This is a genomic window from Massilia sp. BHUDP2 (genome assembly GCF_046236355.1).
Taxonomy (GTDB): Bacteria; Pseudomonadota; Gammaproteobacteria; order Burkholderiales; family Burkholderiaceae_D; genus Telluria; species Telluria varians.
On sequence record NZ_JBJUVW010000001.1, the window covers coordinates 1,687,657 to 1,702,944 of the forward strand.

General features: G+C 67.4%; 15 protein-coding genes. 12 read left to right on the forward strand and 3 right to left on the reverse strand.

The genetic code is table 11. The features are described from left to right. Positions 1-83: 83 nt before the first annotated feature. The 5 genes from ACK6C6_RS07565 (at position 84) to ccoS (ending at position 6,852) form a co-directional block, all read left to right on the forward strand. A complete protein-coding gene (locus tag ACK6C6_RS07565; protein WP_409266670.1) occupies positions 84-1,649 on the forward strand; it encodes a methyl-accepting chemotaxis protein in 1,566 nt (521 codons plus the stop codon). A gap of 326 nt (positions 1,650-1,975) precedes the next feature. Continuing rightward, positions 1,976-3,442: an oxygen-independent coproporphyrinogen III oxidase gene (gene hemN, locus ACK6C6_RS07570; RefSeq protein WP_409266672.1), complete on the forward strand. Its 1,467-nt coding sequence runs from the start codon at positions 1,976-1,978 to the stop codon at positions 3,440-3,442. After that, complete coding sequence (locus tag ACK6C6_RS07575; protein WP_409266673.1) at positions 3,439-4,224, forward strand: sulfite exporter TauE/SafE family protein; 786 nt, start codon at positions 3,439-3,441, stop codon at positions 4,222-4,224. Before hemN ends, ACK6C6_RS07575 begins: the two co-directional genes overlap by 4 nt. Next, positions 4,221-6,701: a heavy metal translocating P-type ATPase gene (locus ACK6C6_RS07580; protein ID WP_409266674.1), complete on the forward strand. Its 2,481-nt coding sequence runs from the start codon at positions 4,221-4,223 to the stop codon at positions 6,699-6,701. The genes ACK6C6_RS07575 and ACK6C6_RS07580 overlap by 4 nt, the downstream gene beginning before the upstream one ends. A gap of 1 nt (position 6,702) precedes the next feature. Continuing rightward, the gene (gene ccoS, locus ACK6C6_RS07585; protein ID WP_027863618.1) at positions 6,703-6,852 is read left to right on the forward strand and encodes a cbb3-type cytochrome oxidase assembly protein CcoS; all 150 of its coding nucleotides are present in this window, start codon (positions 6,703-6,705) and stop codon (positions 6,850-6,852) included. An 8-nt stretch (positions 6,853-6,860) separates the two neighbouring features. Here ccoS and ACK6C6_RS07590 read toward each other — a convergent pair whose 3' ends face one another. After that, the gene (locus ACK6C6_RS07590) at positions 6,861-7,259 is read right to left on the reverse strand and encodes a TraR/DksA family transcriptional regulator (RefSeq protein WP_409266676.1); all 399 of its coding nucleotides are present in this window, start codon (positions 7,257-7,259) and stop codon (positions 6,861-6,863) included. 218 nt (positions 7,260-7,477) lie between these two features. On the opposite strand from ACK6C6_RS07590, the gene ccoN reads away from it, so the two are divergent. The 7 genes from ccoN (at position 7,478) to ACK6C6_RS07625 (ending at position 13,883) form a co-directional block, all read left to right on the forward strand. Then, positions 7,478-8,938 carry a cytochrome-c oxidase, cbb3-type subunit I gene (gene ccoN, locus ACK6C6_RS07595; RefSeq protein WP_409266677.1) on the forward strand — a complete coding sequence of 487 codons (1,461 nt, stop codon included), beginning with the start codon at positions 7,478-7,480 and terminating at the stop codon, positions 8,936-8,938. Positions 8,939-8,954: 16 nt separating this feature from the next. Next, positions 8,955-9,575, forward strand: a complete 621-nt coding sequence (gene ccoO / locus ACK6C6_RS07600; RefSeq protein WP_409266679.1) for a cytochrome-c oxidase, cbb3-type subunit II — start codon at positions 8,955-8,957, stop codon at positions 9,573-9,575. Between the two features lie 2 nt (positions 9,576-9,577). Beyond that, positions 9,578-9,748 (forward strand): cbb3-type cytochrome oxidase subunit 3, encoded by a 171-nt coding sequence (locus tag ACK6C6_RS07605; RefSeq protein WP_409266681.1) that lies wholly within the window; start codon positions 9,578-9,580, stop codon positions 9,746-9,748. Then, positions 9,741-10,688 (forward strand): cytochrome-c oxidase, cbb3-type subunit III, encoded by a 948-nt coding sequence (ccoP, locus tag ACK6C6_RS07610; protein ID WP_209586194.1) that lies wholly within the window; start codon positions 9,741-9,743, stop codon positions 10,686-10,688. The genes ACK6C6_RS07605 and ccoP overlap by 8 nt, the downstream gene beginning before the upstream one ends. After that, positions 10,685-12,073, forward strand: a complete 1,389-nt coding sequence (gene ccoG / locus ACK6C6_RS07615; protein WP_409266683.1) for a cytochrome c oxidase accessory protein CcoG — start codon at positions 10,685-10,687, stop codon at positions 12,071-12,073. Before ccoP ends, ccoG begins: the two co-directional genes overlap by 4 nt. Before the next feature lie 27 nt (positions 12,074-12,100). Further along, positions 12,101-12,628, forward strand: coding sequence for a FixH family protein (locus tag ACK6C6_RS07620; protein WP_409266684.1), 528 nt, complete (start codon positions 12,101-12,103; stop codon positions 12,626-12,628). A 175-nt stretch (positions 12,629-12,803) separates the two neighbouring features. Continuing rightward, complete coding sequence (locus tag ACK6C6_RS07625; protein WP_409266685.1) at positions 12,804-13,883, forward strand: S41 family peptidase; 1,080 nt, start codon at positions 12,804-12,806, stop codon at positions 13,881-13,883. Positions 13,884-13,917: 34 nt separating this feature from the next. Here ACK6C6_RS07625 and ACK6C6_RS07630 read toward each other — a convergent pair whose 3' ends face one another. Both ACK6C6_RS07630 and ACK6C6_RS07635 read right to left on the reverse strand, forming a co-directional pair. Beyond that, a complete protein-coding gene (locus ACK6C6_RS07630) occupies positions 13,918-14,379 on the reverse strand; it encodes a hypothetical protein (RefSeq protein WP_409266686.1) in 462 nt (153 codons plus the stop codon). A gap of 117 nt (positions 14,380-14,496) precedes the next feature. After that, positions 14,497-15,258: a ThuA domain-containing protein gene (locus tag ACK6C6_RS07635; RefSeq protein ID WP_409266687.1), complete on the reverse strand. Its 762-nt coding sequence runs from the start codon at positions 15,256-15,258 to the stop codon at positions 14,497-14,499. Between the last annotated feature and the right edge of the window lie 30 nt (positions 15,259-15,288).

The window sequence follows — 15,288 nt, forward strand, 5'->3', positions numbered from 1 at the left end:
TTGATCCAAGTCAAAAATTCTGACGATTCGCTTGTTAGAATCGTGCGCTGGATTTTATTGCCCATGGGCAACTAGGAGTCATCGTGCGAACCAACCTGCCGGTTACCGGCATCGAATACCTGTTACAGGAAGGCCAGTCCATCGTCTCGAAGACGGACACCAAGGGCCGCATCACCTACATCAACCCCAGCTTCGTCGAAGTCAGCGGCTTCGACGAGCACGAATTGCTCGGAAAGGCGCACAACATCGTCCGCCATCCGGACATGCCGCCCGAAGCCTTTGCCGACATGTGGCGCACACTGCAGGCGGGCGAGCCCTGGACCGGCCTGGTCAAGAACCGTCGCAAGAACGGCGACTTCTACTGGGTGGTCGCCAACGTGGTGCCGGTCAAGGAGGGCGGACGCGTCACCGGCTACATGTCGGTGCGTACCGCGCCGAGCCGCGCGCAGGTGGCGGCGGCCAGCGAACTGTATCGCAAATTCCGCGCCGGCGAGGCGAAGGGACTGACGATCCACCGTGGCGCCGCACGCCGCCTCGGCTGGCGCGCCCGCCTCGGTGCGCTGCGTTCGCTGCCGCTGTCGCGCCGCCTCGGCATCATGATGGGCGGCCAGGCGGTGTTGATGGCCGGCCTTGGGCTGGCGGCGGACGGCTTGCTGTGGAAATTGCTGGCAGGCGCAGGCGTGGCGGCGACGCTGGCGGCCTGGGCCGAACTGCACCGCACCATTGCCCGTCCCCTGCGCGAGGCCACTGCCGCCGTGTATGCGCTGGCCGGCGGCGACCTGTCGCATCCATGCGAGCCGGGACGCAACGACGAGATCGGCCGCCTGCAGCTGGCGCTGCGCCAGCTGAACGTCAACCTGAAGGCGATCGTCGGCGACGTGCGCCGCAACGTGGGCTCGATCGAGCATGCGACCCGCGAGATCGCGGCCGGCAACGGCGACCTGGCCAGCCGTACCGAAGCCCAGGCGGCCAGCCTCGAGCAGACCGCGAGCAGCCTGGCGCAGATCGCCGCGGCGGCCGGCCACAACACCGACAGCGCGGTGCGCGCCGACGGCCTGGTCGTGGCGGCTTCGAACGTCGCCGGACGCGGCGGCGATGCCGTGGGCCGGGTGGGCGACACCATGGGCCACATCAGCGCCTCGGCCACCCGCATCGTGGACATCATCGGCCTGATCGACGGCATTGCCTTCCAGACCAATATCCTGGCGCTGAACGCGGCGGTCGAGGCGGCCCGTGCCGGCGAGCAGGGTCGCGGCTTCGCCGTCGTCGCCGGCGAGGTGCGCAGCCTGGCGCAGCGCTCGGCCGCGGCAGCCAAGGAAATCAAGACCCTCATCGAAACCTCGGTGCGGCAGGTCGGCGAAGGCAATGTGCTGGTAGGCGACGCCGGCCAGACCATGCGCGAAGTGGTGGCCAAGGTAGCCGAAGCGGCCGCGATCATGAACGGCATCACCGGCGCCAGCCGCGAGCAGGGCGCCGGCATCGCCCAGGTGAACGCGGCCATGGCCCAGCTCGACCAGATCACCCGCGAGAACGCCGCACTGGTGGAGGAATCGGCGAATGCCTCGGCCAATGTGGCCGACGAGGCCTTCCACCTGGTGCAGGCATTGTCGGTGTTCAAGCTCGACGAGCAGGCGCCGGCGCGGCGCTGAATGCTCGCCGGTCCGGTACGGTAGGGTGGGCGGCTCCACCCGGCAGGCAGAGAAGAGGCGCCGCGTGCGCCGCCCACGCGGTGATTGTTATCGGCTCCGTCATAGCGCCGGATGATCTCGCTGCGAACTATCGCCGCGTGGGCGGCGCGAATGGCAGCGCTCATCACCCTGTGACATGGAGCCGCCCACCCTACGCACCATCTGCTTCGGCAGACTCGTCCGTATTTGATGCAAGTCAAGGATTTCCAAGACGCTGATCAATAAACTGCCTGTTATTCGAGCCGTTTTGCAGTTCCGCAAACCGGCAGCAGCAGGAGTTGATTGACATGCATGCAACAGTGTTACCGGCCGTGGGCAAGCCCGTGGTTCCCATCCTTGCCCACCCGGCAACCCAGACCGCCGCAACTTCCAGCGTCGACGTCGACCTCGACCTGCTCAAGCGCCTCGGCAAGAACGGCCCGCGCTATACCTCCTATCCGACCGCCGACCGCTTCGGCGAGGAATTCGGCTACCGCGACTACCTGCATGCCGTGGCCGGCCTGCGCACCCGCGGCGGCGCCCGCCCGCTCTCGCTCTACCTGCACATTCCGTTCTGCGACACGGTCTGCTACTACTGCGCCTGCAACAAGATCGTCACCAAAAAGCGCGAGAAGGCCGCGACCTATCTCTCCTACCTGAAGCGCGAGATCGCCATGCAGGGCGCGCTGTTCGGCGGCATGAACGAGGTCGAGCAGCTGCATTTCGGCGGCGGCACCCCGACCTATCTTTCCGACGCCCAGATGGACGACTTGATGGCCCACCTGCGCCGCAACTTCCGCTTCGCGCCCGACGAGGTAGGTGAATATTCGATCGAGGTCGATCCGCGCACCGTCTCCGCCGAGCGGGTGCATGCCTTGCGGCGCCAGGGCTTCAACCGCATCAGCCTGGGCGTGCAGGACTTCGACCCCGAGGTGCAGCGCGCCGTCAACCGCGTCCAGCCCGAGAGCGAGACGCGCGCGGTGATCGACGCCGCGCGCGCCGCCGGCTTCCGCTCGGTGAGCATCGACCTGATCTACGGACTGCCGAAGCAGACCCTGGAGACGATGCGCCAGACCCTCGACAAGGTGGTGGCGGCCAGCCCGGACCGCATCGCCGTCTACCACTACGCCCACATGCCGCACCTGTTCAAGCCGCAGCGCCGCATCGTGGAAGCCGACATGCCGTCCAGCGACACCAAGCTCGCGATGCTCCAGCTGTGCATCGAACGCCTGGGCGCGGCCGGCTACGTCTACATCGGCATGGACCATTTCGCCAAGCCGGACGACGACCTCGCCGTGGCCCAGCGCCAGGGCCGCCTGCACCGCAACTTCCAGGGTTACTCGACCCATGCCGACACCGACCTGGTGGCCTGCGGCGTCTCGGCCATCGGCGCGGTGGGCGCCACCTACAGCCAGAACGTCAAGACCCTCGAGGACTACTACGACCTGCTCGACCAGAACGAGCTGCCGGTGGCGCGCGGCATCCGGCTCGGCATGGACGACGCGCTGCGCCGCAGCCTGATCCAGAAGCTGATGTGCCAGTTCGAGGTGTCGATCCCGGCGCTGGAGCAGGCCTTTCCGATCGTGTTCCGCGACTACTTCGCGCCCGAGCTGGCGCGCCTGCGCCAGATGGAAGAGGACGGCCTGGTGAGCGTCGGCCCGGAATGGCTGACCGTGACCATGAAGGGACGCCTCCTGATCCGCAACGTGTGCATGGTGTTCGACCGCTACCTCAGCGCCCGCAGCGAGGGCGCGCGCCATTCGCAGACCATATGAACGTCAGCCTGTTCCCGGTATTCCTGGTCGGCCTGGCCGGCAGCGTCCACTGCGCCGGCATGTGCGGCGGCATCGTGGGCGCACTGTCGGCCGCGCCGCGGCCCGCATTCCCCGTGCCGGTGCGCACAGTGGCCGTCCAGCGCCTGGCGCCGGCGGCCGCCCACGTCGGCGCCTACAACGCCGGCCGCATCGCCAGCTATGCCACTGCCGGCGCCCTGGCCGGCGGCCTGGCGGGCGGCGCCGCCAGGCTTGCCGGGCTGCCGGCGTTGCAGCTTGGGGCCTACGTGCTGGCCAACCTGATGCTGGTGGCGCTGGGGCTGTACCTGATGGATGCCTGGCGCGGCCTGGCGCTGCTGGAGCGTAGCGGACAGGCGCTGTGGCGCCGCATTTCCCCGCTGCTGCGCCAGCTCGGTCCGGGCGCCACGCCGGGACGCATGTTCGCGGCCGGCGCGCTGTGGGGCTGGCTGCCTTGCGGGATGGTCTACAGCATGCTGGTGACGGCCATGCTGAGCGGCTCCGCGCTGGGCGGCGCCAGCGTGATGCTGGCCTTCGGGCTCGGCACGCTGCCGATGCTGGCGGCGATCGGCATGGCCGGGGTGCGCCTGCGCACCCTGTTCCAGCTGCGCCAGGTGCGCCTGGCCTGCGGCCTCCTGATCCTCGGCTTCGGCCTGCTCGGGCTGTGGCGCGCCGCCGGCGGGATGTCCGTGCCCGGCGCCGCGGCCCACGGGATGTGGGCGCACTGGATCGACGTCCTGTGCGTGGCGCCGGGAGCTGAAGCATGAGTGCGGTGCTGGCACAGGTCGCGCCGCCGGTGGAGGCGGTGGAGGGCGCGGCGGCAGCCGCCGCCAACGACGCCATGCGCAGCGCCGGCCTCGGCGACGCCGCCGCCGGCTGCTTTCACTGCGGCTCCCCGGTTCCGGAAGGCAGCCGCTGGCAGGCCCGGGTCGACGGCGCACTGCGCAGCATGTGCTGCCCCGGTTGCGCCGCCGCGGCCGAGGCGATCGTCGCCGGCGGCTTCGCCGATTACTACAGCGTGCGCACCGAGTACGCGGCATCGAACGCCGCCAGGGCGGACGAACCCGAGCTGGCGCTGTTCGACCAGCAAGGATTGGACGGCGAGGGCAGCTTCTCGATCGAAGGGGTGCGCTGCGGCGCCTGCGTCTGGCTGGTCGAGCGCCGCCTGGGGCAGCTGGCCGGCGTCCAGGAAGTGGCGCTGAACGTCGCCACCGGGCGCGTGTTCGTGCGCTGGGATCCGGCCCTGTGCCGCCCCAGCGCGATCGTGCGCGCGTTGCGCGCCATCGGCTACTTCGCCGCGCCCTACGACGCCCAGCGCCACGCCGAACGGATCGAGCGCACACGCCGCACCCTGTTCCGCCAGCTGTTCGTGGCCGGCCTGTCGATGATGCAGGTGATGATGTATGCGGTGCCGGTCTACCTGGCCGAAGACGGCAGCATGGACGCCGACATGCGCGCGCTGATGGCCTGGGCTTCCTTCGCGCTGACCTTGCCGGCCGTGTTCTATTCGGCCCTGCCTTTCTACGCCGGCGCCTGGCGCGACCTCCGGCGCGGCGTGCCCGGCATGGACGTGCCGGTGGCGCTGGGCATCGCGGCCGCCTTCGCCGGCAGCTGCGTCACCCTCGCGTCCGGCAAGGGCGAGGTCTATTTCGACTCGATCACGATGTTCGTGTTCCTGCTGCTGGGCAGCCGCTACCTGGAGCTGGGCGCGCGCCGGCGCGCCACCCAGGCGCTCGACACCCTGCGCGGCGGAGTGCCGGCCTCGGGCCTGCGCCTGCGCGGCGATCCGGCCGCGCGCGATACCGAGCTGGTGCCGGCCTCGAGCCTGGCGGTGGGCGAACTGGTGCTGGTGCCGCCGGGGCGGGCGGTGCCGGCGGATGGCGTCATCCACGAGGGCACGACCGAGCTGGATTTCTCGCTGCTGACCGGCGAAAGCCGGACCCGCCGCATGGGACCGGGCGATGTGCTGCCGGGCGGCGCCGTCAATGCCGGCCAGGCCATCGTGGTGCGCATCACCGCGGCCGCCAGCGACAGCACGCTGGCGATGCTGGTGAAGCTGGTCGAGCGTGCCGGCCAGGGCAAGCCGGCGATCGCGCTGTGGGCCGACCGCGTCGCGGCCTGGTTCGTGCTGGCCCTGCTGGGCTTGAGCGCGGCGGTCTACCTGGTCTGGAGCACGGTCGACCCCGAGCGCGCCTGGCATGCGGCAGTGGCGGTGCTGGTGGTGTCCTGCCCATGCGCGCTGTCGCTGGCCACCCCGACCGCGCTGGCGGCGGCCACCGACCGTCTGCTGCGCCGCGGCGTGCTGGCCGTCGCCCCGCATACGCTGGAAACCTTCGAGCGCGCCACCCACGTGGTGTTCGACAAGACCGGCACCCTGACCCTGGGCCGCCCGGTGCTGCGCCAGGTGCAGCCGGTCGGTGCGCTCGATAGCGACTTGTGCCTGCGCATCGGCGCCGCGCTGCAGGCCGATAACTCCCATCCGATCGGCATGGCGATCCGCGCCGCGATGCCGGGCCACGGCTTGAGCGCGCGCGGCCTGCGCGCCGACATCGGGCGCGGCATCGAAGGCAGCATCGACGGCGTCGTTTACCGCATCGGCACCGCGGACTACGTCCAGGAGCTGGCCGGCGGCATGGTAGGTTCAGCGGCGCCGGCCGGCACCAGCACCGCCTGGCTGGCCTGCGAAGGTCAGTGGCTGGCGCGCTTCGACCTGTCCGACGCACTGCGCGAGGAGGCACGGGAGGTGGTGCGGCGCTTCCAGCGCGGCGGCAAGACCGTGATCCTGCTCAGCGGCGACGACCAGGCTGCTACAAGCGCGGTGGCGCGCCAGCTCGGCATCGCCAGTGCCTTCGGCGGCCGCCTGCCGGCCGAGAAGCTTGCCTTCGTGCGCGAGCTGCAGGCCGATGGGGCGGTGGTGGCGATGGTGGGCGACGGCAGCAACGATGCGGCCGTGCTGCGCGGCGCCGACGTCTCCTTCGCCATGGGGCGCGGCGCCGAGCTGGCCCAGGTGCATGCCGACGGCGTGCTGCTGGGCGACAGCCTGCTGCCGCTGGCCGACGCCGCCGTGACCGCGCGCCGCACGCTGGCGGTGATCCGCCAGAACCTGATCTGGGCCTCGGTCTACAACCTGGCCGCGATCCCGGCGGCGGCGACCGGCTTGCTCAACCCCTGGCTGTCCGGCATCGGCATGGCGGCCAGCTCGGCGATCGTGGTGCTGAACGCGCTGCGGCTACGCAAGGACTGACATGGAAGCACTGTATTTGTTGATACCCCTGAGCGTGATCCTGGTCGCGCTGGCGGTATGGATCTTCTTCGGGGCGGCGGACAGCGGGCAGTTCGAGGACCTCGAAGGGCCGGGGATGCGGATCCTGGTGGACGACGATCGGCCGGCCTGAGCACCGGCCTACATCGACGGTCCGCGCCCGGTATGCTGGTCTTTCTCGAGCTGTTCCTGGCATGCGATGCACAGCCGCACCGTGGGCGTGGCCAGCAGGCGCGCGTCCGGGATGTCGCGCCCGCAGGATTCGCAGATGCCGGCGCCGCCCGATTCGAGCTTGCCGATGGCGACGTCGATCTCGTGCAGCAGGCTCGATTCGTGGTCGGCCAGGTGCTGCTCGTTGTGGCTGATCATTTCCGATTGCGGCGCATCGTCGCTCTGGCCCTGGTGGGCGAGGGGACCGATGGATGGTGCTTCGTCATCTTGCGGGCCGGTGCGCGAGCGCACGGTGTCGAGCAGGTCCTGGCGCGCCTGGTGCAGGCGCTTGCTGAGTTCTTCCGATACGGATTGCGATAGAGGCGGCATGGCGCGGTTCCTTCCTTTCCGAGTGTCCGTCGAGATCCTTGATTGATCTCAAATCGCAGCCTTGGATTTTTCAGTCAACACGCCTCGCGCACTCGGCCGCAAGATGCTGTTGCATAGCTCATCTGATGCTGAACAATTTGATTCACATCAAGGATTTTTGCACTGCGAAAAACGACACTCCTGATTGTCATCCATCAAGGTATTTTCAGGAGAGCATCTTGGACACCAGTCTAAACTATAACTACAAGATCGTGCGCCAGTTTGCCATCGCGACCGTCGTGTGGGGCGTGATCGGCATGGCCGCCGGCGTCTTCATCGCGGCGCAGCTGGCCTGGCCCGCGCTGAATTTCGACATCCCCTGGCTGAGCTACGGACGCCTGCGCCCGCTGCACACCAATGCGGTGATCTTCGCCTTCGGCATCTGCGGCCTGTTCGCCACTTCCTACTACGTGGTGCAGCGCACCTGCCAGGTGCGGCTGTTCTCGGACAAGCTGGCCAGCTTCACCTTCTGGGGCTGGCAGGCAGTGCTGGTGTCGGCCGCGATCTCGCTGCCGATGGGCTTCACCCGCGGCAAGGAATACGCCGAGCTCGAATGGCCGATCGCGATCCTGATCACCGTGGTCTGGGTGGCCTACGCCGTGGTCTTCTTCGGCACCATCATCAAGCGCCGCGTCCAGCACATCTACGTGGCCAACTGGTTCTTCGGCGCCTACATCCTGGCGGTCGCCATCCTGCACGTGGTGAACGGCGCGGTGATGCCGGTGTCGGCGATGAAGTCGTATTCCGCGTATGCCGGCGTGCAGGACGCGATGATCCAGTGGTGGTACGGCCATAACGCGGTGGGCTTCATCCTGACCGCCGGCTACCTCGGCATGGTCTATTACTTCATCCCGAAGCAGGCCGAGCGCCCGGTGTATTCGTACCGCCTGTCGATCGTCCACTTCTGGGCCCTGATCTTCACCTACATGTGGGCCGGCCCGCACCACCTGCACTACACCGCGCTGCCGGACTGGACCCAGTCGATCGGCATGGTGTTCTCGCTGATCCTGCTGGCGCCCTCCTGGGGCGGCATGATCAACGGGATCATGACCCTGTCGGGCGCCTGGCACAAGCTGCGCTCGGACCCGATCCTCAAGTTCCTGATCGTCTCGCTGTCCTTCTACGGCATGGCCACCTTCGAGGGCCCGATGATGTCGATCAAGACCATCAACTCGCTGTCTCACTACACCGACTGGACCGTCGCCCACGTCCATGCCGGCGCCCTGGGCTGGGTCGGCTTCATCACCATGGGTTCGATCTACTACCTGATCCCGCGCCTGGCTGGGAAAAAGCAGATGTGGAGCCTGACGCTTGTCGATACCCATTTTTGGGTCGCCACCATCGGCATCGTCCTCTACATCGCCTCGATGTGGATCGCCGGCGTGATGCAGGGCCTGATGTGGCGCGCGGTGAACCCGGACGGCACCCTGACCTATACCTTCGCCGAAAGCGTCAAGGCCACCTATCCCTACTACGTGATCCGTTTCACCGGCGGCTTCCTGTACCTGTCGGGCATGGCGATCATGGCGTTCAATACCTGGAAGACGCTGAGCGGCACGAAGAGCGTGGATGCCCTGATCCCGCTTGGGCCGGCCAAGCCGCATCCGAACCACGTGCAGCCCGAAGCGGCGCACGCCTGAACCACCGGAGCACACAATGAAGAAGAAATTTACGCATGAATGGATCGAGAAGAACCCCTGGCTCCTGATCGGCCTGGTGCTGCTCGTGATCTCCTTCGGCGGCCTGGTCGAGATCGTGCCGCTGTTCTTCCAGAAGTCCACCACCGAGCCGGTGGCGGGCTTGAAACCCTACTCGCCGCTGCGCCTGGCGGGGCGCGACGTCTACATCCGCGAAGGCTGCTACAACTGCCACTCGCAGATGATCCGGCCGTTCCGCGCCGAGACCGAGCGCTACGGCCACTATTCGGTGGCGGGCGAATTCGTCTACGACCACCCGTTCCAGTGGGGCTCGAAGCGCACCGGTCCCGACCTGGCCCGCGTTGGCGGCCGCTACAGCGACGAATGGCACCGCACCCACCTCGACAACCCGCGCGACGTGGTGCCGGAATCGAACATGCCGGGCTATCCGTGGCTCGCCAAGGCCAAGCTGGACCCGAGCGAGATCATCCCGAAGATGCGCGCCATGCGCCGCCTCGGCGTGCCTTACAGCGAAGCCGAGATCGCGGCCGCGCCAAGCGAGGTGAGCGGCAAGACCGAGCAGGACGCGCTGATCGCCTACCTGCAGGGCCTGGGCACCCAGATCAAGACGAGGAATTAATCATGGCACTTCAACAGATTTTCGATGATGCGAGCAGCGTGATGACGGTCGTGAGCTTCGTGACCTTCCTGGGCATCGTCGCTTGGACTTACGTGCTGCGCAAGGGCAGCGATTTCGACAAGGCGGCCGCGCTGCCCTTCGCGGACGAGGCAGGGGAGAACGAGCGTGGCTGATTTCTTCAACGAGTTCTGGCACTGGTACGTGGCCGTCATCACGGTGCTGTCGATCCTCGGCTGCGGCATCCTGCTGTGGTCGCAGTCGAGCTACCGCGTCAAGCTGGGCGCCGACGGCACGCCCGAGAAGACCACCGGCCACGTCTGGGACGAGGACCTGACCGAACTGAACACGCCGATGCCGCGCTGGTGGATCGTGCTGTTCTGGCTCACCATCGTGTTCGGCTTTGCCTACCTGGCGCTGTATCCGGGCCTGGGCAGCTATGCCGGCAAGCTGGGATGGACGACCACCGGCGAGTACAAGGCCGAGCTGAAACAGGCCAAGCTTGAGTTCGGCCCGCTGTTCGCCAAGTACGCCAACCAGGACCTGAAGCTGGTCGCCGCCGACCCGCAGGCCCATGCCATCGGCGAGCGCCTGTTCCTGACCTATTGCGCGCAGTGCCACGGGTCGGATGCGCGCGGCAGCAAGGGTTTCCCCAACCTGGCCGACCGCGACTGGCTGCACGGCGGCGAGCCCTCGACCATCAAGCAGAGCATCATGCAGGGCCGGGTCGGCGTCATGCCGCCGATGGGCGCGGCGCTCGGTTCGGACAAGGACATCGAGAGCGTGGCCCATTATGTGCGCGACCTGTCCGGCCTGCCCGCCGACCCGATCAAGGTCGCCTTCGGCAAGCCGAAGTTCGCCGCCTGCGTGGCCTGCCACGGCGTGAAAGGCGAGGGCAATCCGGCCATGGGGGCGCCCAACCTGGCGGACAAGACCTGGCTGTACGGCGGCAGCCCGGAAACCGTGATGGAAACCATCCGCAAGGGCCGCACCAACACCATGCCGGCCTTCGGCGAGTTCCTCGGCGAAGAGAAGGTGCACGTGCTGGCGGCCTACGTATGGAGCCTGTCGAACGGGGCGGAACTGAAACCCATCGTGACGGCGCAAGCAAAATGAATGCCCCCCAGGAAGCGGTGGTCCGCCTGTACGCGGCGCGCGAAGAGATCTACCCGCGCGAGATCAAGGGCCGCTATGCCTCGCTGCGCTGGGCCTGCGTCTGGCTCACCCAGCTGCTGTTCTACGGCCTGCCGTGGTTCGAGATGCACGGCCGCCAGGCGGTGCTGTTCGACCTGGCCAGCCGCAAGTTCTATCTCTTCGGACTGGTGCTGTGGCCGCAGGACTTCATCTACCTGGCCGCGCTGCTGATCCTGTGCGCCTACGGGCTGTTCCTGGTGACGGCGGTGGCGGGCCGGGTGTGGTGCGGCTTCGCCTGCCCGCAGACGGTCTACACCGAGATCTTCCTGTGGATCGAGCGCAAGTTCGAAGGCGCGCGCAGCAGCCGCATCCGCCTCGACCGCCAGCCCTGGACGCTGGAAAAGATCGCGCGCAAGGGCGGCAAGCACGCGGCCTGGGGCCTGGTGGCGCTGTGGACCGGCTTTAGCTTTGTCGGCTATTTCACCCCGGTGCGCGAGCTGAGCTTCGACATCGCGACCTTCGGGCTGGGACCCTGGGAAAGCTTCTGGGTACTGTTCTATGGGCTCGCCACCTACGGCAACGCGGGCTGGCTGCGCGAGCAGGTGTGCAAGTACATGTGCCCGTATGCGCGCTTCCAGAGCGCGATGTTCGACAAGGACACCCTGATCGTCACCTACGACGCCGCCCGCGGCGAGCCGCGTGGCGCGGTCCATGTGCGCGCCGGTACCCCGAATGGCGGCGACTGCATCGACTGCAGCATGTGCGTGCAGGTGTGCCCGACCGGGATCGACATCCGCAAGGGCCTGCAGTACGAATGCATCGGCTGCGCCGCCTGCGTGGACGCCTGCAACGGCGTGATGGACAAGGTGGCGCGCCCGCGCGGCCTGATCCGCTATGCGACCGAGAACGCGCTGGCGGCGAAACTCTCGCCGCGCCAGGTGCGGCGGCGTGTATTGCGTCCGCGCGTGATGATCTATGCCGCGGTGCTGGCGATCCTCGGCAGCGCCATGGTCGCCTCGCTGGCGCTGCGCAACCCGCTCAAGCTGGACGTGATCCGCGACCGCGGCTCGATGGGCCGCGAGGTCGACGACGGGATGATCGAGAACGTGTACCGGCTGCAGGTGATGAACACGCTGGAACAGGCGCAGCGCCTGCGCATCACGGTGGACGGCATCGCCTCGGCGAAAGTGGTGGACGAGGACGTGGTCGAGATCGATGCGGCCACCACGCGCGCCGTGCCGGTGCGGGTGCGCATCGCCGGTGGAGATGGCCGGCCCGGGTCGAACCGGATCGCCTTCACGCTGGCATCGACAGACGGCGCCGCGCTGCAGGTGACGGAAGAAGCGGCATTCATCGTGCCCAAGTAAAAAGGAGCAAACAAGATGCGAACGAATATGAGCCTTCAGCCGGCCGCCCCCTGGTACCGGCACCGCTGGCCCTGGTTCCTGATGATCGGCCCCGTGCTGGTGCTGGTTGGCGGCTTCGTCATGCTCTCGCTGGCGCTGAGCCGTCCGGACGCGATGGTGGTCGGCGACTACTACAAGCAGGGCAAGGCCATCAACCAGGAACTGAAGCGCGACCGCGCCGCCAGCCGCCTCGGGCTGCGCTTCGAGGCCGGCTACGATGCCGCGGCCGGGCGCGTGACCGGCACCCTGCTCAGCCATGGCGAGCCGGTGCGCGCACCCTTCCACATCCGCCTCGCGCATCCGACCCAGCCGGAACGCGACCGCGTCCTGGAAGCCCTGCCGGACGCCCGCGGCCGCTTCGCGGCGCAGGCGCCGGGACTGGAGGCGACCCACTGGCAAGTCGTGGTGGAGGGGAGCGCGCGCGACTGGCGCCTGGCGCGCAGCTGGAGCTGGCAGCGCGAGCCGGTCCTGGCGATCACGGCGGATGTGGAGGCGGGGAGCGGCGCCAAGCCCTGAAGTGGGGCGCCTGGTCCACGACAGCTTCATGCCGCGCGCTCGACCGGCATAAAAACTTGCTATGAGCTAGCAATTGCTGTGCTATTCTCAATTCGTTTCTCTGCTTCAAAACTGAAGTAATTGTTTCCGTCCTAACCGCCGCGCATACATGGCGTGTGCCACACAAAGGAAGACAATGAAGAAGAAATGGATCGTGATTGCGCCTTTGCTGGTGCTGGCCCTTGCCGGCATCGCTGTTACCATGCCTGTCTGGGCGCACTTGTGGCAGATGTACGTGCCGCAGCCTAAGGTCGCGATCGATCGCGGCACCAGCCGCGAGGCAATCGATGGGCTGATCACCCAATACAACAGGCACTATGTCTTGCCCGACAAGGCGAAGCAGGTCGAGGCCTTCCTGCGCCAGCGCCAGCAGGAGGGCATCTACGATCGGGTGACGGACGCCGAACAGCTGGCGCAGCAGCTCACCGACGACGTCCAGCGCATCGCCCCTGACCGCCACATGATGGTCGGGTTCAGCGCCGACCCGCTACCTCCCGACAGCAAGGGCGGGCCGCGGCCGGAGACGCAGGCGGACTGGGAGCGGCGCAACAACTTCGTGATGCGCCAGATCACCTACGTCATGGCGAACCCGGTCGACAAGGTCGAGCACCTGGACGGCAACATCGGCTACCTGAAGATCTCCGGTTTCCCTCCACCCTTCATCTCGGGCCGCAGGTTCGCCGCTGCCATGGATGAACTTGCCGGCACCGATGGCCTGATCATGGACCTGCGCGGGCACCGCGGCGGCAATCCGGAAGGCGTGGCCTTACTCATCAGCTATTTCGTGGACCAGCGTACCCGCCTCAACGACATCTGGGATCGCAGCACCGGCACCAGCCAGCAGCACTGGAGCGTCGACAAGCTCGATGGAAAGCGCTATGGCAGCAAGAAGCCGGTCCTGATCCTGGTCGACCCCGACACCAAGTCGGCCGGCGAAGAGTTCGTCTACACGATGCAGGCGCTCAAGCGCGCCACGGTGATCGGCGCGCCGACCTGGGGCGGCGCCCACCCGTCGCGCGCCTTCCGCATCGGCAAGCATTTCTTTGCCTTCATTCCCAACAGGCGCGCCATCAACCCGATCACCGGGTCCAACTGGGAGGGCGCGGGCGTGATTCCGGATATTGCCGCGGCGCCGGACAAGGCGCTCGGGGTGGCCGAGGACCTGCTGCGGCGCCGGCTCGCGGAGGGCGGCGCGCTGGCCGCCGCGCGGCAGTAAGCTCGCCGACCAGCGCGCTCGTGCCCGCGGCCGATTACGCGGCCGCGACCCGGAAGGCGGTCACGACACCGGCCGCAAACGGAATGGCGCAGATCCCCGCCACGCCGATCAGGATTGGCGCAGCCCAGGAGCGGCGCGCATAGCTTTCGCCGTGGTGGTCGTCGACATGCTTGATCTGCTGGTAAGCCGACCCCGCCCCCCAGGCGCCGAACAATGCCAGCGAGGCCCACCAGGGCACGGAGAGATCTTCGCGCCCAAGCAGGGCGCCTGCAGCGCCGGCGGCGTAACTGGCGATGGCAATCAGGAGCATGCCGGCGAACCACCAGCGCGCCTGCCTGGCCTTGTCCGGCTGTCCGAGCCGCTCCCAGTTGCGCATGTGGAGCCAGGCGCCGAAGGCCGGTGTGAAGACCAGGCTCCACAGTGCGGCGGCGCTCGGGTTCCATAACGCGATTGCCTGCTTATCGCTGATGGGGATGCTGTCTGCCGTTGTGTCCATGCCTGCCTCCATTTAATTTCCATGTGGAAACGGCATAGTTGCTCAGCACAGCAGCGCCCTTGACATGCGGCAGCAAGGCAACGCGCCACCCGCAGCCGCTTGCGCTACAACGACATCCTACTCGGCCTTGAAACCGCGCCCCGTCGCCGCCCAGTAGATGCCGCCATACAGGTGGTGCAGGAACACCGGGTCGCGGTAGGTGGCCTGCATGTGGCCCAACGCCGTGTAGAAGGCGCGCCCGCCATCGTAGGCCTGGTACCAGCTGATCGGGTGGAAGGCGCCCATGCCCTTGCTCTTGCCGGTCTCGGGTTTGTAGGTGGACTCGTCGACGCTCAGGAGGTAATTCAGCTTGCCGGAAGTCGGCGGACCGAATTCATACCATTCCTCGGTGAACAGGGTGCGCGGCGCGAAGCGCTCCATGCCGGGGAAGTTGCGGTCGCGGACCTGCAGCACTGCGGTCTGCACCGCCGGGTGCACGTGGAACATGTGGCCGACCATCCTCGTGTACCACGGCCAGCCGTATTCGGTATCCGAGGCGCTGTGCACGCCCACGAAGCCGCCGCCCTTGCGGATGTAGCGCTCGAAGGCGGCCTGCTGCTTGTCGTCGAGCACGTCGCCGGTGGTCAAGAGGAAGACGACGGCCTGGTACTTGGACAGTTCGGCGTCGTTCATCACGCGGCCCGCGTCGGCAGTCCAGAAGACCTTGAAGTCGTGCAGCTTGCCCAGTTCCTCGATGGCGGTGACGCCCGCGTGCACGGCGTCATGGTGCCAGCCGGCGGTCTTGGTGAACACGAGGACGTTGAACTGTTCGGCCTGGGCTGGCGCGGCAGCCAGCAGGGAAGCGCACAACAGTGCCGGCGCCATGAAAGAAAATTTCATTTTTGTCTCGATTATGAATTATTATTTCAC